This is a genomic window from Arthrobacter sp. 01T414 (assembly GCF_056398965.1).
In genome coordinates, this window is record NZ_JBFTQK010000004.1 from 93,262 (window position 1) to 114,519 (window position 21,258).

The following is a 21,258-nucleotide window of genomic DNA, read 5'->3' on the forward strand; positions in this document are numbered from 1 at the left end:
GACTGGCGCAACCCTTCCACCTGGCACCTACGCACACGGCTGGTCCTGCTCGCCATGGCGCTGCTCGTCGCCATCTGCGGTGCGGTGGGAGTTTTCAGCTACGTCTCCATGGATGTGGTCCTCACCCGGCAGCTCGACACCCAGCTGGCCCAGGCCTCGCACCGTGCGAGCGAATTCGGCAGGCCCTCCACCGACGACTCCGGCCGGCGCCCCGACCTGCTCGAAGCCCGGGGTCAGGGCATCGGAACGCTCACTGCCCGCATCTCCAACGGCGCCGTCAGCGACCCCGGCTTCCTGGCCGACGACGCCACCCGCCAGAGCCTTTCCGCCGCCGACGACGCCGCCCTGCTGGCGCTTCGCCCGGACGGCGTGCCGGTGGAACGGACGCTCTCGGCCGGCGCCTACCGGCTCACCGCCGTGCGCGCCCCGTACGGCGACATCATTGTCACCGGCCTCCCGCTGGAAGAAAAACAAAACACCCTGGCGTCCCTCGTCTGGACCCTGGGCATCGTCTCGGCGGGCGGCCTCGTGCTGATCGGGCTCGCCGGCACCGCCCTGATCCGACGGACCATGAAACCGCTGGAGCAGCTCTCCGAGGTTGCCACCAAGGTCTCCCGGCTCCCCTTGGACGCCGGTGAGGTAGCGCTGGGGGTGCGCGTCCCGGCGTCGGCGGCCCATCCGGGAACGGAGGTGGGCAGCGTGGGCCACGCGCTGAACCAGATGCTGGACAACGTCTCCAACGCCCTCGAGGCGCGGCAGGAGAGCGAAATGAAGGTGCGCCAGTTCGTCGCAGACGCCTCGCATGAGCTCCGCACCCCGCTCACCGCCATCCGCGGCTACACGGAGCTGATGCGGATGACCGAACACTTCACGCCCGACGGCGAGAAGTCCCTGGCCCGCGTCCAGAGCCAGTCCGAACGGATGACCACCCTGGTGGAGGACCTACTGCTGCTGGCGCGCCTGGACGAGGGGCAACCGCTCAAACTCATCGACGTCGACCTCACCCAGCTGGCCGTCGAGACCGTCAGCGACGAGAAAGTCATGGCACCGGACCGCACCTGGCAGCTGGAGCTCCCGGACGAGCCCGTGGTGGTGCGCGGGGACGCAACCCAGCTTCACCAGGTCCTCGCCAACCTGCTGTCCAATGCCCGCAAGCACACGGACCCCGGAACCACCGTGATCACGGGCGTGAGGCGCTCGGCGGACGGCAGCGCCGTGGTCACAGTGACGGACAACGGCGGCGGCATCGCCCCCGAATTCCTCGGCCGGGTGTTCGCCCGCTTCTCCCGGGCGGACGCAGCCCGCACCAACCGGTCCGCAGGTGGCGCTGCCGGCCGAGCGGCCCGTCCCGCCCCAGGGTCGGCGGCCACTTCAGCCGTCGCGACCGCGGCCGCGGCGTCGGAAGGCACCAGCGGCCTGGGCCTGTCCATTGTGCAATCGATTGTCGAGGCCCACGGCGGAACGGTCGAAGTCACGTCCAGGCCGGGGCGGACGGAGTTCGCCGTGCGGCTGCCCGCGGCGTCCCCGGTGGAGTAGCCGCCTGACGTAGCAGCCTGCCTGCCCGTTTCGACGGTTCCCTGCCCGCTCGCTGCTCACCGGCGTCGTGCGGGCAGGGAACCGTCGAAACGGGCCGCCAACACCCGGCCCAATAGGCAAGACGCCACACCGCAGCGGCGGGCCGCCGTTACCTAAATGTGACTTCCGAGTGAAAGTCCGGTACCGTTTTAGGGTGCGGCCATCGATCTGGCCGCGTATCCGGGCTGACGCCAAACTCTGCCGCTCCCGGATTCCCATGGACCAGGCAGAGACGGGGAACCCAGTGTTCCCGGGCATTCTGCATCCATGCACCCTAGGGGTGAAGCCGACACGTCGAGATTCCGTGCGGCCGGATTTCGCATCCGAACCCGACAGCTAACTCCGTAGGCGTTGAGAGGCGAACATGACTGAAATCAAGGAACCCACGCGCCCAGAGGGCGCTAAACGCACGTCCGACACCGCACGCCACCGTGCCGAGCCGGCAAAGCGCCCTTCGGCCGTGTCCTCGTCGAGGGCCCGCACCAATGGCAAGCGCGCCGCCGTCGTGGCCACCGCGTTCGCCGTCCTGCTGGGTGCAGGCGCCGCGGGCCAGGCGTCCGGCTCTGCCGCCCACACCGCCGAAGCTGCCAAGGACACTGCCGCGTCCCTGCAGACCCTAGACTTTGAGCGCGTCGGCAGCATTGCGCCCGCGTCGTCCGCCCCGATGAGCGTCGAGGCCCAGGCCTCCAAGATCAAGCCCGCCAAGGCCCCGGCTGCCCCGGCCCCTAAGCCGACCCGCGCCACCCCGGCGGCACCCGCAAAGCCGGTCGCGATCGACGATCCCGCCGGTGCGCAGGCCTACGCCGCGTCCCAGCTGCCCGCCCATGGCTGGGCTCCCAGCGAGATGCAGTGCCTGATGAAGCTGTGGACCCGGGAGTCCGACTGGAAGACCACCGCCACCAACGCCAGCAGCGGCGCCTACGGTGTGGTCCAGTCACTGCCCGCCGAGAAAATGGCCAGCGCCGGCGCCGACTACCGGACCAACTACCGGACCCAGATCAACTGGGGCCTGCAGTACGTGAAGGACCGCTACGGTTCTCCGTGTGGCGCCCTGAACTTCCACTACGCGAACAACTGGTACTAAACAGCCGTAGCCACGGGCCTTGAGGCCCGCATGAGGAAGGCCCCGGATCCAGTGGATCCGGGGCCCTTTTCATGGGCTGCACCGCAGGGAGACGACGGCGGGGCGGAGCGGCTACCCGTTCGGGCGGCCGGGGATGTACTGCACACCCCATTTATTGCCGTCCGGGTCGGCGAAGTAGACGAACTGGCCCCAGTCCTGGACGTCGATGTCGCTGACGTCCACGCCGTTGTCCTTGAGCTGCTTGTGCGCGGCTTTGATGTCGCCGACCACGAGCTGGAGGCTGGGCGCGGTGCCGGGCGGGGCTTCGTTGAGCCCCTCCCCGATCGCTATCGAGCACCCGGAGCCCGGCGGCGTCAGCTGGACAAACCGGATGCCCTCCGAGGGCCGCTCGTCGTAGTCGGCGTTGAAGCCCACCTTGTTCACGTAGAAGTCCTTGGCCCGGTCCACATCAGACACGGGCACGAAGATGAGTTCAAGTTTCCAGTCCATGGCCACAGGCTAGTCCCGGAAAGGTCCCGCCGGAACCCTTGGCTGGTGGCGCCGAGGCAGTCGCCTGGCTAGTCGGTCGCTTAGCCCGCGATACCGTACAGGCGGTCGCCGGCGTCGCCCAGGCCGGGCACAATGTAGGACTTCTCGTTGAGCTTCTCGTCGATCGAGGCGAGCACGATGGTCACGTTCGCGTCCGAGAGCTCTTCCTCCAGCTTGGCCAGGCCCTCCGGCGCGGCCAGCAGGCAGATGCAGGTGACGTCCGAGGCGCCGCGTTTGAAGAGGAACTTGATCGCCTCGCGCAGGGTTCCGCCGGTGGCGAGCATCGGGTCCAGGACGAAGATCTGCCGGTCCGTGAGGTCCTCGGGCAGGCGCTCGGCGTAGGTGATGATGTCCAGGGTTTCTTCGTCCCGGGCCATGCCCAGGAAGCCGACCTCGGCGGTGGGGACCAGCTTGGTCATGCCTTCGAGCATGCCGAGTCCGGCGCGGAGGATCGGGACCACCAGCGGGGTGGGCTTGGTGAACGCCGTGCCGATGGTGGTGCTGACCGGGGTCTCGATGGTGACCGGCTCGGTGCGGACGTCGCGGGTTGCCTCATAGGCCAGGAGCGTGACGAGCTCCTCGGTGAGCTGGCGGAAGACCGGGGACGGGGTGTTCTTGTCCCGCAGAACGGTGAGCTTATGGGCGACCAGCGGGTGGTCCACAACGAGAGTGCGCATGGGTCAAAACTATCACCCGGACGTCGAGGACCTCCCCGCAGAGCCACTCTGATCGGCGTCGGCGGCGGCGTCGGCTGCGGCGACGTCCGCGATGTTGTCGGGGGCACGGTCGCGCAGGTGCGCTTCGTTATCGAAGGTGGGGGCGGGGCCGGTATGTTCGCGGTGCCGCAGCACATGGAACAGCCGGTGGGCCAGAATCACGATCCCCACCCAGCCCAGTCCCAGGGCCCAGCCGAAGATCACGTCGGTCATCCAGTGGTGGCCCAGGAACACCCGGCTCATGCCCATCGCAAAGACGAAGATCACACCCGCCGTGATGAAACCCACGCGGGCAAGCGTGCGTTTCACCTGCAGGCAGGCCAGGTAAACCACCAGGCCGATCACAACAGTTGAGTTCAGGGTGTGGCCACTGGGGAACGACGGCGACGTCTCGTAGGGCGGCACCGCGTCCGCGAAGTCGGGGCGGGCCCGGCCGATCAGCTTCTTGCCCAGCGAGGTGGCGGTAATGGAAACCGCGGCGGCGCCGCCGATCAGGATCAGCGGCCGCCAGGTCCGGGAGACCCAGATCAGCGTGGCCGTGAGGATGCTGGCCAGGATCGGCATGCCGATGCCGCCGCCGATGTTGGTGAACCCGGTAACGAAGGCGTCCAGGCCCGGGTTGCGCAGCTGTTGCATGAACGAAAGCGTGGGCTTGTCCAGGTTCGCCAGGCCGGCGTCGTCGACCACATTGTCATAGACCTCCGCGCTGGTGAGCGCCAAGGCGACCACGACGATGCCGCCGATCAGCATGGTGACCCACAGTGCGGCGTACGGGACCACCCACCTGCCCCAGCGCCGCATCAGCCAGCTCTCAGTCTTCGTGCTCAATGCCGTCTCCCGACTTCCCGGTGCACCGCAGGGGTGCACAGCTTGCTTAGTGTCGAAACTATCATTGAGCCATGACTACCCCCGAGCCCCGCCATGCGGAATGGATGGGCCTGGCCCTCGCCGAGGCTCGCCGGGCGCTGGCCACCGCGGACGTGCCGATCGGCGCCGTCGTGATCGGCCCGGACGGCGCCGTGCTCGGCACCGGGCGAAACGAGCGGGAGGCACTCGGGGACCCGACGGCGCACGCCGAAATGGTGGCGATCCGGGAGGCCGCGGCCAAACTGCGCGCACGCAGCGCGGACGACGGCGTGGCCGGCGACGGCTGGCGGCTCGAGGACTGCACGCTGGTGGTGACGCTGGAACCGTGCGCCATGTGCGCCGGTGCCGTGGTGCTGGCCCGGATTCCACGGGTGGTCTTTGGCGCCTGGGATGAGAAGGCCGGGGCGGCCGGGTCCGTTTTCGATATCCTCCGCGAGCGCCGGCTCAACCATTGGGTGGAAGTCTACGCAGGCGTCCGGGAGCAGGAATGCGGCGCGTTGCTGCGCGATTTCTTCGCCGGACACCGCGGCACCTGACCCAGCCGGATCCGAGGACTGACTACCGCTCGGCGGTGGCGGTCGTTGACGCCAGCAGCGCGTCAATGCGCTTCTGCCGCGACGCCGGCGAGTCCAGGCTGAAGGCCCGGAAGTCGCCCAGGTCTTCCTTGATCCAGGCCTCCACCTCGGCAATCCGGCGGGTTACCGCTGGCGTGGGGGCGGTGAACCCCCAGGCGGCGATCCGCTCCCGGCCCGGGTCGTACTGCCAGAGCCCGATGATCCGGCCGCGGTCAAGAATCGGATGGTCCGGCAGGTCGGCCTGCAGCGCGAGCGAGCCCAGCGCCCTTTTGTCCTGATCCTCCGCGGCCAGCAGCTCCCCCGCGTTCCGGCGCAGCAGCACCAGCGAGTCCGTTCCGGCGAGCAGCTGGATTTGTTCTTCGGCCGGTTCCTCGAAGGCGGCGAGGCGTTCGACGTCGTCGGGCAGCATCCAGAGCGGGTCTCCCCCGGCGGCGGTGGGAACCTCGACGGCGCCGACGGCGGCGAACGCTGCCTTGCTCTGCGCCACCGTGAAGCTGCTGAACCACTGGGATTGTTTGAAGCTGGCCCCTCCGGTCCAGCCGAGGTAGCGGCGGATCAGCTCCGCGCGGATGTCCTCGTCGCTGAGCGTGCTCGGCCGCAGTCCCCATGGCTCGTAGGCGTAACGCTGCTGGTCGAGGCGGCCGTTGGCGGGGACGCGGCGGATCCGGCCGTCCGCCTGCAGGATGCCGAGCGCGGTGGGGAGCGTGGTGGCGGCGCCCTTCTTCTTGCCCTCCTCGCCGAGGTTGCGCACCGAATCGCCAAGTTCGTCCTTGAGCTGCCGCGGGTCGAGCGGGACGCCGGCTTCGGTGAGGGTGTGCAGCACCTGTTCCTCGAGCAGCGCGATTTCTCCGCGGTCCACCCCCAGCCGGCCCACCACCTTGAAGCCGGCCTCGGCGGGGTCGCGCCCCAGCCGCAGCGCCCAGTCGAAGTCGTCGGCGCCCAACACGTAGGTGCAGCCGCGGGCCGTGGGCAGCTCCAGGATGCGGTGCGCCAGAACGTCGGCGTCCACCTGTGCGCGCCGGATCCCCGCCCGGGCGAAGAGCGTGAGGTACGGGTTGGCCCCGCCCACGGACCGTGCCCAGCCGCCCCGGGCGAAGACCTGTTCCGCGGTGCAGCCGGCCAGCGAGCCGTCCAGGCCCTGCCGGTGCCAGGACCAGGCGCGGAGCCGTTCGGCGGTGAGGCTCTCCGCGGGCGGCAGTTGCACAGTGCTGGGCTCGGTCGTCATGGGGCCATTCTGCACCTCAGGCCTCCAACTAGCTCGCAATAGTTGTCGTTATGGGCCCTCAAAACGACAACTACTGCGAGTTAGTTGGGTGGTCGGGCCCGCCGAGGATCGCGAGGACGAACCGTGCCGTGGCGTCCCAGCCGGGCAGAAGCTCCCGCGAGGACCATGCGGCGGACCGCCAGTCGGTGCGGAGCGTGACGTCGGTGAGCCAGCGGCGGAGCAGCGCTGCGAGCGGTGCGGGGTCTGAACCGAGTTCGACGGCGGCGCCCGGCACCGCGGTTGCTTCCGGCCCTGCCGCAGGCTCTGCCTCTGCCGCTGGCGCGGCCGCGGGGATGTCCGCAGCGGCGGCGGGTCCTTTGCCTGCGGGGCTGCCGGCGGCGAGCGCTTCTACGGCGCCTGTGCCTTGCCGAACGATCACCGGCACACCGCGGGCCAGCGATTCCGTCACCACCAGGCCGTAGGTTTCGGCCCGGGAGATCAGCAGGCTGAGGTCCGCGGCGGCCCACTCCGCATCCACTGCCGCTCCGCGCAGTTCACCCGGGAGGCGGACCCGGCCGCTGAGGCCAAGACGATCCGTTTCGCTCCGCAGCAGCGCGGCGTAGGCGGGGTCCGCGGTGTCCGATCCGGCGAGCGTGGCCGTCCAGGCCAGGTCCCTAACGCCGGCCAGGGCACGCAACAAGAGCAGCTGGTCCTTGTTGGGCAACAGTGCGGCCAACGCCAGCAGGTGGAGCGGTTCGGAGCCGGCGGCTGCCGGCGCGGGGTCGGTGCCGGGCAGCGCGACGCGGATCTTCCCGGCTGCATCCATCCCGTGCCGTTCCCGCAGGGTCGCCGCCGCAGAGTTGCTGGTGCAGATAACACCCGCCGCGGCCTGCAGTGCGCGGCGTTCCAGATCCGGGTGCGCGTCCAACGGCATGTGCAGCAGGATCCAGGCCGGCGCCCCGGCAGCGGCCGCCGTTTCCAGCGCGTCCGGCGCCCCGCAGGCCACCAGGCCGTCCACCATCGTGGGCTGGCCGGCGTCGGACTCGGTCAGCAGGCGGCGCAGCTCCTGCCGGTCAGCGGGACTGCCGACCGGCCAGTCGCCGTCGACCCCGCAGGACTCGGCCGCCACCCCGAGGGCGCGCAGGGCGCGGATCAGGGCGGCGTTGTAGGCGTTGCCGCCGGAGTTGTGGCGCACGTTGCCGGGCACCAGGAGGCGGAGGCGGGGCGCTGCCACGGGTTGCTAGCGGGCGTCGAACTCGAGCGAGTAGCTGGCCCAGGCGTCCGGGGTTTCACGCAGCGTGACGTCGATGCCGGCTAGGGCCTTCCCGTCCTCCCCATCGCGGATCCGGCCGGCGACGGCGTCGGCGATGTACTGCGCGAGGGCTTCGGTGGTGCTGAGTTTGCCGGCGAAGTCCGGGTGCTCATCGAGGTTCTTGTAGTTCAGGTCCGCCAGGATGGCATCCAGCACGTCCCCGGCTTCTCCGATGTCCAGCACGATCGCATCCTCGTTCAAGGCCGGGCGGCGGAAGGTCACCTCCGTGACGAAGGTGGCGCCGTGCAGGCCCTGCGCGGGGCCGAAGGCGGGTCGCGGCAGGCTGTGGGCGATCATGAAATTGCGGCGGACGGTCAGGCTGAACACGGATTACCTCGTGCTTTCGGTTGCGGGAACTTCGGGGTATTCGATGACGTGGCAGAGCGCGTCCAGGCTTCCGTCGGAGAGGCGCTGCACGACGTCGGGCAGCTCGCTGAACGCGGACGTGCCGGTGAGGAAGATGTCGAAGACCGGGTCGGCAAGCAGCGAGACGGCCAGGTCGAGCCGGTCGGCGTTGCTGCGGCGGTGGCGGCGGGCGCGGGCGACGACGCCCACCTGGCTGGCGCGGATGGAAAGCCGGCGGGCGTGGAAGTCCTCGCCCAGCGGCAGGGTGACCAGGCGGTCCGCGTACCAGGACATCTCGATGATCTCGCCCTCGTCGCCCACCAACTGCAGGGCGCGCTGCAGGCCGGCCTGGGAGGCGGAGCAGTGGATCACGATGTCGCAATCGTCCAGCGCGTCGTCGGGGTCGCAGAAGTCGACGCCCAGGGTGTCGGCGAAGGCGCGCTTGGCGGGGTCGACGTCGATCAGTTGCAGCCGGCCCAGCGGGAACGTTGCCAGGAGCTTGGCGACCATGCCGCCAACCAGCCCTGCACCGATGACGGCGACGCGGTCGCCGAGGCGCGGTCCGGCCTCCCAGAGGGCGTTGACGGCGGTTTCCACGGTGCCGGTGAGGACGGCGCGGCGGGCCGGAACGTCGTCGGGGACTTCCGTGAGCGACGCGACCGGGACGATGTAGCGGTCCTGGTGCGGGTGCAGGCAGAAGACCGTCTTGCCCTGCCACTCGGCCGGGCCCTGCTCGACGACGCCGACGGAGAGGTAGCCGAACTTCACGGGCGACGGGAAGCTGCCTTCCTGGTGCGGCGCGGCCATCTCCTCGGCGATGCACTCCGGCACGCGGGCGTTGTGCACCACCATCTCGGTGCCTTTGCTGATGCCGGAGTAGAGCGAGCGGACCAAGACTTCGCCGGGGCCGGGCGCGGGCAGTTCCTCGCGGCGGAGTTCACCCTGTTCGGGGCCGACGGTCCAATATGCGGTTGCTGTGGTTGCTGCCTGGCTGGTGTAGTTCGATTTGCTCATCTTGCTTACGAATCTAGTGCCGGAGCCGGGTGGGGGAAAGCTTCGGCGCCGCTGGCGGGGCGCGGAGGGATGGTTTTCGGAGGGCCTTTGGGTGCCGTTTTGGGGTTGGGCGCCCTACTCCGGTACCCTAGTCAGGTTGGTGACGTGTCCGAGCGGCCGAAGGTGCAACACTCGAAATGTTGTTTGGTGTAAAAGCCAACGTGGGTTCAAATCCCACCGTCACCGCCACGTAGCGAGGCCCCTGCTTCCCTTTGTTTACAAGGGAAGCAGGGGTCTTTGCTTTGCCCAAATCAAGAGCGCGGGAAGGGGACGGTGYGTCGCTTGTGATTTTTAGGCGTACCAACCTCAATGACCGAGCCAACCTGTACGGCGTTTTCCTCGACAAGGAAACCTCTTCTGAGCATGTCTAAGTTTTTGACCAGTTATTGTGGCGGGTCTTTTCGAACGACAACGCCTTCGTCCCCGGGGAATTTTTTGCCCTGATCCCGCTCGGCCTGATCCGCAACGTTGAGCTCCCAAGCATCGCCCGGCGAGCAGGGGGCGGTGGCACCCACTCGGTAGGATTTATCAGCCGCATTCGTGTCGAAGCTTGCCCGAAGGACGGGACCGCCCTCCGCGAAGACAGTCGGGTGTGTCGACGGATTTACGGTGCGCACGGTCATGCCGAGGGATTTCCAATATTCGGCTACGCGTTTGGCGTCCTCAACATGGTGAGTTCCTTGCGTGGCCCAGTGGTCATAACCGTAGCTGGCCCCCTTTTCGCCTGTTCCGAGGGTGCACTCCTGTGCTCCGGCGACGCCGTTGCGGGGCCACCAGCCGGTGACGTCGAGCTGTTTGGTGGTGTTGATGACGAGTTCGACCACGCGATCTCGCCCTTCTCTGGCACTGATTGTCTTTTCCGGTGTTGACTTGTCTGACATCGTCGTGTTTGGCTCCTTGTCAGCGCATGCGGTTAAGGCCGTTCCCATCATCAGCACGGCCGCTGCGGCCGTGAGAATCCTTCTATGCGTCTTAGCCGCTGGCATTTGACAGTCCTTCCAGTAGGGCTTTTTGCAGGTCAGTCGGCCCCAACGGAACGTACGGGGTAATGTCGTCCGTTGCGCCGGTTATAGCCCGCACGACGTTTTGTAGTGATTCTGTGTCACGGTCGAAATACCCTACCGGTCCACCTTCCTCAGACGTGAGCGCGTTGTGGTCGGCGACGGGTGGTCCGGCGTCACCGCCGGTATCAGTGCCGAAGGCGCGGGACCCAAACTCAGGTTCCATCGGATTCACGTGGTGGTCGCGGCTGCCTTCCCGGCCGGTCCAGGCCCACTGGTCTCCGCTTTCCGTTTCACCAGGGATCTTGTCGCGCGCATGTCCGGAGTATATGTGTTCTGCGTTGAGGTCAGATGCGGTATGGACGTTGTCGGGCAGCCCTGCTGAACCGAGCGTGATGAAGTTATCCACCCGGATGCCCGGCTGCGTCAGTGCCACTGCTGCCGTGGTCGTCCCGTAGGAGTGAGCCACAATATTGAGTTGCGGCGCGCTCTCACCGCGGACTGCGGCCAGTCCGCCGAGCGCCCCGGCGAGTTTCTGCCCGCCCGCTACTGCTCGGTTCACATCAAGAACGCCGACGTCGATGTTGTTCTCCAGAGCGGGCACGGGAGGTGTCTCGTACCCGATCCAAGACACCACAGCACTTCCCTCGGGAAGCAGGTCCTGGAGGTTTTGGGCTACTTTCGTCCACCGCGTCATGTCGCCTGCGGTGGTGCCCATGCCAGGAACCGCATAGGTGATACTGCTCGCGGTATCGAGGTCACCGATCGACACGGCGGCCAGAGGGGGCTTGTCCTGGGTGAAGGAGATCAAGTGCCGCTTCTCCCAGCCCTCAGGGGTAAATTGCGCCTTTCGTATATTGTTCAGCACGTCGAGTTGCTTCTGTAGGTCGATGAGTGATTGCCTCATCACGGCCACTACCGGGGGCACCCCACCGTAGCCCACGGTCGTTTCGCCGACGAGCGCCTGTATTTGGGCGATTTGGGTCTTCACATCGGCTACCGCAGCCGTAAGTGCGGTCTGGTTGGCATAGTCCCGTGCTTTGTAGGGCATTCCTTCTAGGTTTCCGAAGACCGTAGGGAACTGTCTCAATAGGAGGTCCTGCCGGACAGAAAACTGGGTTTCGACACCCGGGGGCGGGTTCAGTCCCGTCCACCACGAGTGGATCTCTGTTGGGTTCATCAACAGAATCTGTGACTTCAGCGCTGGAGAGGCCGCCGACATGGCGGCCAGCTCCTTTGCGGTCAGGGATGAAAGTGCATGTAACAGTTCCTGGTCGCTCAACGGTGCGAAACCAGTACCGGCTAGATCGAGCGCAGCGTGTGAAAGTGATCCTCCGCCGGCTGCGGTGAATGCATCGGCGATGTGTTCAATCCAATAAGCATCTGCCGCATTTTCGGCCAGGAGCCGCTCAAAGCCGCCAAGGAAGGAATTCGACCCGAGCGGAACCCAGGCGCAAGAGGAAGTGAACGACACCCACGCGTTGCCCAGCCGCATGAGATCTTGCTGCATGCCTGTGATACCCGCCCTTGACTGGGCCACGAACGTGCGGAGGTGGTCCGGAACGGCAGAACTTTTCCCGTTCGAAGATCCACCGCCTGAGGTACGGTTGCGTTGCCTGGGAGAAAAGACAGCCGAAATGGTTGGCGGGGCGACCGGCGTCTCCGAGGGTTTTGGATCAAAGATGCCCTCTACCGCGGTGCCGACGCCGCCGACGAAGTTCACGCGCCTGCTTTCACGATCGGCCTCCCGCTCCCGCCAAGCATCCAGTCGGGATTGGCGGTCGCGTTCCTCCCGTGCTTTTCGATGCGCTCTTTCGACCTGTCCGGCAAGACCGTCAAGCACGGAAGCCAGCTTCCCACGATCCTCAGCCTCAATCGAGGCAGCCTCCTTGAACAAGTCCGCATACCCACCAGCGAAGTCCTCCAGCGCAGTCTCTACCGCACCACGACGCAACACGCCTTCATCACGAAGCCGCCCATCCACATCGCGGGCAACCCTGACCAAAGACGTGGCAGCATTATCGTCAAACGAAACGCCCAATGCTTACTCCCCCAATGACATCGCTGCAAACTGCTGAGAAGGGCCGCCTGGCCCATCCGCCTAGGTCAATTACGCCCCGCCACCAGCAGAGAAAATATCCTGCGAAATCTTCTGCAACTGACCCCGCAACTGCTCCAACTCCTCCTTGGCCTTATCCAACGCCGCCTTCGTCTCCGGCCACGTCGAACCACGGAACTCAGCAGCCAACGGACCATCCCACACATTCGGATCCGACAGCACACGACCCTGCGCATCCAACGCCGAAATCTGATCCGTAAACCCACTAGAAATAATCGACTGCACCTGACCAATAGCAGCCTTGGCCTGCTCAGTAGACAACACACGCGACATAGAAACCCCCAAAGTGAAAATATAAACCGCCGACGGCATCACCGCCGGGGCCGGGAATGCCCGTCACTATCAACACTAAACCAATAAATCCAACAAATGGCGTAATATCTTCTCGCTGGTGCCGCATGCCTCGCCGGGGCTCGAACCCGCGCGGGCGCCCGAACCTAGAAGGGCTGAGTCCCAAACCTTGTCAGCCCCTCCGCCTACAGTCTCACCCATGGCGACGTTTGCCCGCGACGGTTTCCAGAAGATGATGAGGAGATGCTGACTGTATCCAGAGAGCATCGAGGCCGCATCGAACATCACGACACGGCGAAGGGACTGAATTGAAAGCGAATGATCGTGGTGGCTTCTCAAGCCACATCCTGAGTGCAAGAGATAAGTTCTCCTCGGAACTCGATCAATGCCGTAAGAGTTGCTGTTACTAAGGAGCTCGAGTCTCTAGACGCGACCGTTAGCATCCATGACGCGAGCTACTTCAGTCACACGTTCGCTCCCGACCTATTGCTGAGGTGGCCCGAAAAAGCCGAACGTCCGGTGTGCGGTGGGATTTCGACCAGAGGATCTTGACGTCTCGAAACCCTAGGGTTTCGAGGCACTGAGGTTATGAGACACATAGATCCACCGATGGCGACCGGTTCCGGTGTCCGTAAGGGGACCGGCTTACGGGCAATTGGTGGTCTTCGTCATTCGTCGGGCACGATAGGAGCCATGACCGTCGAACTTCGCCCTTGGACGCTTGAAGATGCACCAGCGCTGTGTGAGGCAAACCGGCAGAGCCCGGACCTAGAAGCTGCTGTACGGTGCTGAACGCTTCGACGTCGAGACCCACGCGAGACTGCGTACGGATTCAAGCCCGAATCTCACAATGCTCCCGTTATCCCAGTAGGGGATCCCTTCCGCGCGGAACGATGCGACAAACAGCGCCGTAAAAACACCGCCATTTATCGCCGCGAGTCACAGCGAAGTCGCCTGGTTTCATGACTTACGGCGGGTGCCGGCTCCCGGGACAGCTCTGGCGGCGATGGCTGCCAGGTCACGGGCCGGTCCGGGCGGTGGTGTGGGGCCGGTCTGCCAAAGGGCGGTCAGGGTGCGGCGCAGGGGTAGCCCGCGGACGGGAACGGCGATGAGCCGTTGCAGGGCGAGGTCGTCGCGGACGGCCAGTGCGCTGAGTACTCCGGGGGCTGTGCCGGCTGCGATGGCGGAGCGGACGGCAGCTGTCGTGGAGAGTTCCACCAGCGGATCTGCCAGGGGCGGGGCCCCTGCGGTGGTGAGCAGGTGTTCGAGGGCGTCCCGGGTTCCGCTGCCGTGTTCCCGGGTGACCAGCGCGGTTGTAGCCAGTTCGGCTGCTGTGACGGGGGTCCGGCGCCGGGCCCAGGGGTGGTCCGGGGCGACGACCACGACCATGTCATCGTTCTGTACCGCCGCTGCGCTCAGGTCCGGGGGAAGGTGCGGGCTTTCGATGAAGCCGATGGCTGCCTGACCGGATCGGACCAGGGCTACGGTGGCTTCACTGTTGTTCACCGTCAGCTCCACGACGGTGGGGACGAGTCCGAGGCTCTCCTGCTGGCGGCGCAGCGCGACCAGCCAGAGCGGCAGCAGGTGTTCGGCAATGGTCTGGCTGGCCGCGACCTTTAGTTGCCGGGCGGTGTCGGATCGGAGCGAGGCGATTCCGGCGTCCAGGCGTTCCGCGGCTGCGAGGACCTCCGCCGCCCACCCTGCGACCAGTGCACCTGATTCTGTCAGGGTGGATCCCCGCGGTGTCCGGGTCAGCAGGGCGGATCCGATCTGGGACTCCAGGGAACGCATCCGGGAGGAGACAGCCTGCTGGGACAGTCCAAGGTGTTTCCCGGCGGCGGAGAGGGATCCCAGATCATGGACCGCGGCGAGCATTTCCAGGGCGGAGAGATCCGGTATCCGGGGACTGAGCATCGGGGAATCTCCTTCAGAAACGTCACATGTGGTACAAGTCCGGCTTGTACCCTGACAAGTGTATGCCCCCTACTGCGGCAGGTCCCGGTCCGGGAGCATGGAAGGTATGGAATCTCTGCTGCTGACCGCCGACGAACACCACTCCACACCACCGGCACAGACCCGGGGCGGCCGCACCGGGGGCCGGCGCGTCCTGCGCCGTCTGGATAGGCCCTCGGAGCTGTTCGCGAACCTGACCCCGAACTGGTTCGCCTCCATCATGGGTACCGGGATCGTCGCGACCGCCGCCGCGACGCTGCCCCTGCAGTTTCCCGGCCTGCGCACTGGCGCCACCGTCGTCTGGGCTCTGGCGTCCCTGCTGCTGATCCTGCTGAGTGCCGCGACCGGGGTGCACTGGATCCGGCACCGGGAAACCGCCCGAAGCCACCACAGCCATCCGGTGATGGCGCACTTCTACGGCGCACCGCCCATGGCGCTGCTCACCGTCGGCGCCGGTACCCTGCTGCTGGGCAAAGACGTCCTGGGCGAACAGCTGGCACTCGGCATCGATACGGTGCTCTGGATCGCCGGGACCCTGCTGGGGCTGGCCAGCGCCGTCGCTGTCCCGTACCTGCAGTTCAGCCGGCACCAGGTCACACAGGACAGTGCGTTCGGCGGCTGGCTTATGCCCGTCGTCCCGCCCATGGTTTCGGCCTCCACCGGGGCTCTGCTGCTGCCCTACGTCCCGGCCGGGCAAGCACGCCTGACCCTGCTGATGGGCTGCTACGCGATGTTCGGACTGAGCCTGCTGGCCTCCATCATCATCACCACACTGATCTGGAACCGCCTCGCCGGGCATAAGATCGGGGCCGCCGCGGCAGTGCCCACCTTGTGGATCGTGCTGGGCCCGCTGGGCCAGTCCATCACCGCCGCGAACCTCCTGGGCGGGAACGCCCACCTCGCCGTGTCCGGGACCCTGGCCCGGGCGATGGAAGCCTTCGGCGTCTTGTACGGGGTGCCGGTTCTGGGCTTCGCGCTCATGTGGGCCGCCCTTGCAACCGCCATCACGATCCGCACCGCCCGTCAGGGCCTGCCGTTCTCCCTGACCTGGTGGTCCTTCACCTTCCCCATCGGAACCTGCGTCACCGGCCTGACCGGCCTCGCCGCCCACACCCACCTCGCCGTGTTCGACGCAATGGCCGTCGCAGGCTACACCCTGCTGGTCGCCGCGTGGATCATCGTCGTCGCGCGGACCTTCCACGGCAGCATCCTCGAAGGCACCCTCTTCCAGAAGCCCGCAACGACCGCACCGTAGGCGGGCCGCAGCGGACCAGCAACCCGTCACGCAAACAAGCAACCGTTAACAGCGCCCGAAGGTGGCCTCATGAAACCCCGGACAACACCCGGTTCACAGCAACGCTCACCCACCAACACAAAAGGGTCCAGGTCGCCCGCCCGATTGCAGCGGCCATTGATCGCCGTCGGCGTGCCACTCCTCCTCGCAGCCGGCGCGCTCACCTACGGGCTCACCGCAAACGGCAGCGGTCAACCGACCCCGTCAGCAGAGAAGGGCCCGACCATGATCGAAGGAGTCATCAGCTATGCCGGCCTGAGCAGGAACCACGTCCAGACCGCGGTGACCTATCCGCAACGTCCCGGCGTCGGCGGAGACCACTCACCGGTGTGGACGAACTGCGGAGCCTACGACCGGCCCGTGCAGGAAACCCGGGCAGTGCACTCCCTTGAACACGGTGCCGTCTGGATCAGCTACCAACCCGGGCTTCCCGCCGATGACATCGCCAAACTCGCCCGGCTTGCAACCAACCAGAGCCACGTGTTGGTCAGTCCCTTTCCCGGACAGGGATCCCTCATCGAAGCAACCGCCTGGGGAAAACAACTAAGCGTCACAGACCCGGCAGATCCGCGGCTGTTCGCATTCATCAAAGCATTTCAGCAGGGTCCGCAGACACCCGAACCCGGCGAGACCTGCAGCGGCGGAGTCAACGGATAAATCAGGAGACATACCGCCGCTCGACCGGTCAGCCCCCAACGCGCGCTGTCCCATGATCTGCCGCTCACCCGTTGATGGCTCCCGGGCGGGACGACAAACCGCCAATCTAAACTGCGATTTAACCGCCAACTCCGACTAAAAGTCACATGGGTCGAAAGTTCGTTGGTTTTCGAGCAACTCGCTGATACATGCGGTTCTTGTAACTATGTCTCGAAACCATCTGGCTGAACCGGTGTATTCACCATTAGTTATGAGACACCCCGGCAGCATGGCGAAACTGATCGGCTACGCACGCGTTTCGACGCGGCAGCAGTCCACCGACCGGCAGTCGTGACGGCGGCTGCTGAACTGCAGTCGCACCAGAGGAGACGATGGTGCGATCCAAGACAACTCAAGGTGCACGGCCGTCGCTCCCGGCATACGCACCCTGGCCAGCGCTCTTGTGCGCTTATCCCGGAAGGTTGCCCAGGATGATTTTCTCCATATTCGCCTGCAGATAGTGCTGTCCCTGCACACTTGGGTGGTCGCCGTCGGGTCCGATCAGCTTGTCAGCCTGTCCCATGATCCATTTGTTCTCAATGGGGTCCACAAAGACGGCGCCCGCCTCGGCCGCTGCAGCCCGGTCCTCATCGCGCACCTGGAGTCGCGACGGTTCGGGTGCGTTTGTGTAGGACGGGGGTCCCACAACCACAATTCTGGCGTTCGGCGACTTTGCGTTAATCTCGGCCAGCGTCTTGGCGACGGCCTGTTTGAGCTCCATTTTGTCCGCGCCCATGTCGTTCTCGGATCCGAAAACCAGCACCAATTGGGTCGTCTTTTGAACGCTTCCTTCGACTTGAGTCAGGAACGTAGAACCGCCGTCGCCGTTACTGACGTATCCGCTGCCGTTTACTGAGGCATTGCGGATGGCCAGAGGGTGCTGCCCTCCCCTGGTGTCGTGCTGAACCAGATTGGGCCATGCCATGGCCGGACTCGTTCCGTGCCCTGTGCTCAGCGAGTCTCCGATGACGACAACCTGCGCGGCAGAGGGGGATCCCCCGGAGGACCCCGCCTGCGCCGGCGGCCCTGAATCGTGCCCTTGGTCCAACAGATGGAACGCTGCCGGGTCGGTGACATGGGCCGCAGCAGACAGTAGTCCTATCGCTGCGACCCCCAGCAGGATTTGCAGGGAGTGCCGTGAACGTGGTTTCAAGAAGCTTCGTCCTGGAGTGATTAGGGGGCCGCTGTCGAGGTGACCACCCTAACAGGACGTCCTTCAACCACCCTGTGCCGGCCGTGTTGGACGGGCGGCATAAGCAAGATGCACGAGACTCGGCCACAGCCCCACGTCTGCGGCCGGGAAACGGGGACCCGCATCTACGTGCGCGACCGGCCGCGGATGAAGTGGAAGATCAGGACCACGACGGCGATGACCAAAAGCAGGTGAATGAACCCGCCACCAATGTTCCCGATCAAGCCGAGAAGCCAGAGAACAGCAATGATGATGGCTATCCAAAGCAACATGAGAATCTCCCTCTATTCGTCCGCGGATGAAATTGCTGAGTCCGGCGGAAGCCCCCACCAGATGTCGTGTGGTGGCTTCACCCTATGCCCGGATCGCTTCCTTGGAAATGGGTAAAAACCTATAGGCGAGTGGCCCCGATGCCGGCTCTAAAAGGTTGAAAACCCTATGGCCCACCACTACCGTTTCTTGACGTGGACTCGACCTTCAGCGCGGAATTGTTCGAATGGCGTGGTCCGGCGCCCTTCTACTGGCTAGCCCTGCCCGCAGACGTGTGTGACTACGTCCGGGCCGAAGCAGCTGCGGCCACCTACGGCTGGGGCGCCATCCCGGTGAGTGTCCGAATCGGCGCCACCGAATGGGAGACCTCGCTGCTGCCCCGCAACGGCGAATACGTGCTGCCGGTGAAAAAGGACGTCCGCGCCAAGGAACGGTTCGGCGACGGCGACACCGTGACGGTGGCAATGAGCGTGGCTCCCCGCGGCGGCCGGGCCGCCAACGGCACCGGCCCGACTGTGTGAGGCGCGGAAAAGCTTGCTGACAAGCTCTGCCGCGGGTCGCCACTAAGCCTTCCACGTAGGCTAGGACGTCACGACTCCTCCCGCATACCACTGCGCCCCCGCTGCTGAATGAAGGAAGCCCCATGAAGAAACTCCTCCCGGTCTCTGCCGTGCTGGGCGCTGCCTGCTTGAGCATCGCCGGATGTTCAACCCCCGCACCTGCTCCGAGCCCGACCGTGCCGCCTGCGAGCGCCGCCTCCTCCGCGGCCGCGGCCCCGGCCTCCGGCTGGGAGCTGAACACCGCGGGCGGAGCCGAACGGATCAAGGCAGCACGCCTGGCTGTCCTCACGGAGGAGGGCGCAGCCGAGCACTTCCATGCCCATCTGGACGTTTTCGTGGACGGCAAGCCTGTTGCGGTGCCGGCGGACATTGGTTTCAGCTTCACCGCGGCCGGCCAGCCGAACGGCATCTCGGCGTTGCACACACATGACGAGACAGGCATCATCCACATCGAGGCACCGGTCGCCGGCGCAACCTATACCCTCGGCCAGCTTTTGACCGAGTGGGGTGTCCTGGACGGCACCGGAATGCCCGGCACCGCGCATTCAGCCCTAACGGGTTGGTCGGTTGCGGTGAACGGCGCCAAGCAGGCGGGGCCGGTCCAGGCTGTCGTCCTGAAAGCCCACGATGAGGTGGTCCTGTTCCACGGAACGGCTCCGGACCCCCTGCCCGCAAAGTTTACGTTCCCGGCCGGCCTCTAAGCCCTTCCCTCGGACGAGGGATCACACATCAACGCCCGAGGGCCGGGTGCAGATGCTCACTCCCAATGGCGACGCGGGCCTGGACGGCAGCCGCTTTGAGGGAGTCCGCAATGGACTCACCGTGCAAGGTCGCCGCCAGAAAGCCGGCCATGAACGCATCGCCCGCACCGTTTGTGTCCACTACCTCCGCGGGAACGGCCGCGACCTCATGCCGGGTCCCGTCCGCTTCCATCGCTATGGCGCCTTCCGCCCCGCGTGTGCACACAGCCAGGCGGGGCCCCCGGGCGAGGCAAGAGCGCATCAACTCCCAGGGATCGCCGGTCCGGTCATCATTCATAAAGACGGTATCCGCAGTGCGCAGGAACGGCTCATGGAACGCGGACGAGCCGTCAAAGTCATGGAGGTCCACCCACAACGCTGTTTGCCGGACCTCCCCACGCCCCAGTAACAACGCCCCAAATTCGCTCAGGTCAATCACGGCAACGTCGGCCGCGGCCACTGCCGCGGCGGCAACGTCCAGTTCTTCGTCCGCCGGCGGGGAAGGAACAGAAACGTAAAGAGATACCCGGCCTCCGGCGTCAGTCATGAGGTTGACGTGACGCTCGGTGCGATCAGACGTGACAGCTTCGACGGCGACGCCGGCCGTGGCGAGGGCATCGCGCACCCGGCCGCCGGCGTCGTCCGCGCCCAAAGGCGAAAACAAGCGCACGTCAACGCCGAGATCCGCCAGATGTAAGGCCTTCCCCGCTGACGTTCCTCCGACCGTATGCCAGGCGCGCCGGGCAAACTGCATGTGCGGAACAGGATCGGGGAGGTGGTCAAGGAGGATCAGGTGGTTCCAGGAGGCGGGGCCACAAACGGCGACCACCGGAGAAGTGCGCATGTCCTCAGCCTAGCCAGCGGCACGCACAACCTCGGTAAAGGATCCACCGGTGTAGCTCAGGGGCGCGCCCGGCATTGGACTCAAGCACCAGGGAAGACCGCGGGGCCCTCCCTGGTGCACAATGCGTTCATGACCAATGACGCTCCACGCCCGGTCTACTTCCTTTCGGACAGTACGGGCATCACCGCGGAAACGCTGGGCAACACCCTGCTCACGCAGTTCCCCGAGAACGACTTCGACCGCATCACGGTCCCCTTCATCACTACCGTCGCCCAGGCACGCGCCGTCGTCAAAGTCATCGACAACCTCGCCGCCACGGGCCTGCAACCCATCGTCTTCTCCACCGCCGTCGGCAGCGATATCCGGCAGGCGCTGGCCTCTTGCAAGGGGATCCTGGTGGACCTCATCGGCACCCACGTGGGGCAGTTGGAGCAGGCCCTGGGAGCCCAGGCCAGCGGGGAACCGGGCCGCGCCCATGGCCTCGGCAACGCCGCCCGCTACCAGTCCCGGATGGCGGCCGTCGAATATGCGATGGAGCACGACGACGGCCAGAGCCTGCGCGCCCTCGAAAAGGCGCAGGTGATCCTGGTGGCCCCGTCCCGCTGCGGCAAGACGCCCACCACCATGTACCTCGCGCTGCAACACGGCATCTTCGCCGCGAACTTCCCGCTGGTGGACGAGGACTTCGAACGCGAGGGACTCCCCAAGCCGCTGCGGCCCTTCGTGTCGAAGTGTTTCGGCCTCACCACCAACCCGCTGCGCCTGAGCCAGGTCCGCACCGAACGCCGCCGCGGCTCGCCCTACGCGTCGCTACGGCAGTGCGGCTTCGAGCTGCGCAGCGCCGAACAGCTGTACGTGTCGCACGGAATTCCTTATCTGAATTCGGCCAGCGTTTCGGTGGAGGAGATGGCAGCTACCATCCTCCAGAAGATGAACCTCAAGCACTGAGGCGGCCTTCACAAGTGTTGCGTGGACCACATCGTGTGGAAACACCGGCGCCGACCTGTCACTGTAAACAGGACTTGCGCCCATCAACCAG

The 21,258-nt window shown here is 66.0% G+C and carries 22 protein-coding genes, 1 tRNA gene and 1 riboswitch; of the genes, 9 read left to right on the forward strand and 14 right to left on the reverse strand.

Annotated features, from left to right (window positions below):
• The first annotated feature begins 54 nt into the window (after positions 1-54).
• Positions 55-1,536: a HAMP domain-containing sensor histidine kinase gene (locus tag AC1DK9_RS10500; RefSeq protein ID WP_476916095.1), complete on the forward strand. Its 1,482-nt coding sequence runs from the start codon at positions 55-57 to the stop codon at positions 1,534-1,536.
• 219 nt (positions 1,537-1,755) lie between these two features.
• A riboswitch (cyclic di-AMP (ydaO/yuaA leader) is annotated at positions 1,756-1,941 on the forward strand.
• On the forward strand, positions 1,940-2,659 hold the full coding sequence (locus AC1DK9_RS10505; RefSeq protein WP_476915881.1) for an aggregation-promoting factor C-terminal-like domain-containing protein: 720 nt from the start codon (positions 1,940-1,942) through the stop codon (positions 2,657-2,659). (Overlaps the previous riboswitch by 2 nt.)
• Positions 2,660-2,770: 111 nt before the next feature.
• Here the strand turns inward: AC1DK9_RS10505 and AC1DK9_RS10510 are convergent, their stop codons facing one another.
• From AC1DK9_RS10510 to AC1DK9_RS10520, 3 genes are all read right to left on the reverse strand, one after another.
• Entirely contained in the window at positions 2,771-3,148 is a 378-nt protein-coding gene (locus tag AC1DK9_RS10510; RefSeq protein ID WP_476915882.1) for a VOC family protein, read from the reverse strand.
• An 80-nt stretch (positions 3,149-3,228) separates the two neighbouring features.
• Positions 3,229-3,864, reverse strand: coding sequence for a uracil phosphoribosyltransferase (gene upp, locus AC1DK9_RS10515; protein WP_043478170.1), 636 nt, complete (start codon positions 3,862-3,864; stop codon positions 3,229-3,231).
• A 12-nt stretch (positions 3,865-3,876) separates the two neighbouring features.
• On the reverse strand, positions 3,877-4,704 hold the full coding sequence (locus tag AC1DK9_RS10520; protein WP_476916096.1) for a phosphatase PAP2 family protein: 828 nt from the start codon (positions 4,702-4,704) through the stop codon (positions 3,877-3,879).
• Between the two features lie 98 nt (positions 4,705-4,802).
• Between AC1DK9_RS10520 and AC1DK9_RS10525 the strand changes: the two genes are divergently transcribed.
• Positions 4,803-5,306, forward strand: coding sequence for a nucleoside deaminase (locus AC1DK9_RS10525; protein ID WP_476861026.1), 504 nt, complete (start codon positions 4,803-4,805; stop codon positions 5,304-5,306).
• 22 nt (positions 5,307-5,328) lie between these two features.
• On the opposite strand, the gene AC1DK9_RS10530 is transcribed toward AC1DK9_RS10525, so the two are convergent.
• From AC1DK9_RS10530 to AC1DK9_RS10545, 4 genes are all read right to left on the reverse strand, one after another.
• Complete coding sequence (locus AC1DK9_RS10530) at positions 5,329-6,570, reverse strand: DNA glycosylase AlkZ-like family protein (protein ID WP_476915883.1); 1,242 nt, start codon at positions 6,568-6,570, stop codon at positions 5,329-5,331.
• Between the two features lie 70 nt (positions 6,571-6,640).
• Positions 6,641-7,783 carry a glycosyltransferase gene (locus tag AC1DK9_RS10535; protein WP_476915884.1) on the reverse strand — a complete coding sequence of 381 codons (1,143 nt, stop codon included), beginning with the start codon at positions 7,781-7,783 and terminating at the stop codon, positions 6,641-6,643.
• A gap of 6 nt (positions 7,784-7,789) precedes the next feature.
• Positions 7,790-8,188 carry a 6-pyruvoyl trahydropterin synthase family protein gene (locus AC1DK9_RS10540; RefSeq protein WP_476861029.1) on the reverse strand — a complete coding sequence of 133 codons (399 nt, stop codon included), beginning with the start codon at positions 8,186-8,188 and terminating at the stop codon, positions 7,790-7,792.
• A gap of 3 nt (positions 8,189-8,191) precedes the next feature.
• The gene (locus AC1DK9_RS10545; RefSeq protein ID WP_476915885.1) at positions 8,192-9,220 is read right to left on the reverse strand and encodes a zinc-dependent alcohol dehydrogenase; all 1,029 of its coding nucleotides are present in this window, start codon (positions 9,218-9,220) and stop codon (positions 8,192-8,194) included.
• A gap of 138 nt (positions 9,221-9,358) precedes the next feature.
• Between AC1DK9_RS10545 and AC1DK9_RS10550 the strand changes: the two genes are divergently transcribed.
• Positions 9,359-9,448: transfer RNA gene (locus AC1DK9_RS10550), tRNA-Ser, on the forward strand.
• A 194-nt stretch (positions 9,449-9,642) separates the two neighbouring features.
• On the opposite strand, the gene AC1DK9_RS10555 is transcribed toward AC1DK9_RS10550, so the two are convergent.
• The 4 genes from AC1DK9_RS10555 to AC1DK9_RS10570 all read right to left on the reverse strand — a co-directional run bounded on the left by AC1DK9_RS10555 (position 9,643) and on the right by AC1DK9_RS10570 (position 14,584).
• Positions 9,643-10,245 (reverse strand): hypothetical protein, encoded by a 603-nt coding sequence (locus AC1DK9_RS10555; RefSeq protein ID WP_476915886.1) that lies wholly within the window; start codon positions 10,243-10,245, stop codon positions 9,643-9,645.
• Entirely contained in the window at positions 10,232-12,301 is a 2,070-nt protein-coding gene (locus AC1DK9_RS10560) for an alpha/beta hydrolase (RefSeq protein ID WP_476915887.1), read from the reverse strand. Before AC1DK9_RS10560 ends, AC1DK9_RS10555 begins: the two co-directional genes overlap by 14 nt.
• Before the next feature lie 69 nt (positions 12,302-12,370).
• Positions 12,371-12,652 (reverse strand): pyrophosphorylase, encoded by a 282-nt coding sequence (locus tag AC1DK9_RS10565; protein ID WP_476861576.1) that lies wholly within the window; start codon positions 12,650-12,652, stop codon positions 12,371-12,373.
• Positions 12,653-13,630: 978 nt separating this feature from the next.
• Positions 13,631-14,584 (reverse strand): LysR family transcriptional regulator, encoded by a 954-nt coding sequence (locus AC1DK9_RS10570; RefSeq protein WP_476915888.1) that lies wholly within the window; start codon positions 14,582-14,584, stop codon positions 13,631-13,633.
• A gap of 106 nt (positions 14,585-14,690) precedes the next feature.
• Between AC1DK9_RS10570 and AC1DK9_RS10575 the strand changes: the two genes are divergently transcribed.
• Positions 14,691-15,878 carry a TDT family transporter gene (locus AC1DK9_RS10575; protein WP_346958967.1) on the forward strand — a complete coding sequence of 396 codons (1,188 nt, stop codon included), beginning with the start codon at positions 14,691-14,693 and terminating at the stop codon, positions 15,876-15,878.
• A 264-nt stretch (positions 15,879-16,142) separates the two neighbouring features.
• Entirely contained in the window at positions 16,143-16,574 is a 432-nt protein-coding gene (locus AC1DK9_RS10580; protein WP_476915889.1) for a DUF3105 domain-containing protein, read from the forward strand.
• A 448-nt stretch (positions 16,575-17,022) separates the two neighbouring features.
• Here the strand turns inward: AC1DK9_RS10580 and AC1DK9_RS10585 are convergent, their stop codons facing one another.
• The gene (locus AC1DK9_RS10585; protein ID WP_476915890.1) at positions 17,023-17,766 is read right to left on the reverse strand and encodes an SGNH/GDSL hydrolase family protein; all 744 of its coding nucleotides are present in this window, start codon (positions 17,764-17,766) and stop codon (positions 17,023-17,025) included.
• A 164-nt stretch (positions 17,767-17,930) separates the two neighbouring features.
• Positions 17,931-18,077 (reverse strand): lmo0937 family membrane protein, encoded by a 147-nt coding sequence (locus AC1DK9_RS10590; RefSeq protein WP_441418987.1) that lies wholly within the window; start codon positions 18,075-18,077, stop codon positions 17,931-17,933.
• Between the two features lie 192 nt (positions 18,078-18,269).
• Here AC1DK9_RS10590 and AC1DK9_RS10595 point away from each other — a divergent pair, with 192 nt between their 5' ends.
• Both AC1DK9_RS10595 and AC1DK9_RS10600 read left to right on the forward strand, forming a co-directional pair.
• The gene (locus AC1DK9_RS10595) at positions 18,270-18,596 is read left to right on the forward strand and encodes a DUF1905 domain-containing protein (protein ID WP_476915891.1); all 327 of its coding nucleotides are present in this window, start codon (positions 18,270-18,272) and stop codon (positions 18,594-18,596) included.
• Between the two features lie 122 nt (positions 18,597-18,718).
• A complete protein-coding gene (locus AC1DK9_RS10600) occupies positions 18,719-19,336 on the forward strand; it encodes a hypothetical protein (RefSeq protein ID WP_476915892.1) in 618 nt (205 codons plus the stop codon).
• Positions 19,337-19,364: 28 nt separating this feature from the next.
• On the opposite strand, the gene AC1DK9_RS10605 is transcribed toward AC1DK9_RS10600, so the two are convergent.
• The gene (locus AC1DK9_RS10605) at positions 19,365-20,219 is read right to left on the reverse strand and encodes a carbohydrate kinase family protein (RefSeq protein ID WP_476915893.1); all 855 of its coding nucleotides are present in this window, start codon (positions 20,217-20,219) and stop codon (positions 19,365-19,367) included.
• A gap of 129 nt (positions 20,220-20,348) precedes the next feature.
• Here AC1DK9_RS10605 and AC1DK9_RS10610 point away from each other — a divergent pair, with 129 nt between their 5' ends.
• Positions 20,349-21,167: a pyruvate, water dikinase regulatory protein gene (locus tag AC1DK9_RS10610; protein WP_476915894.1), complete on the forward strand. Its 819-nt coding sequence runs from the start codon at positions 20,349-20,351 to the stop codon at positions 21,165-21,167.
• Positions 21,168-21,258 lie beyond the last annotated feature (91 nt).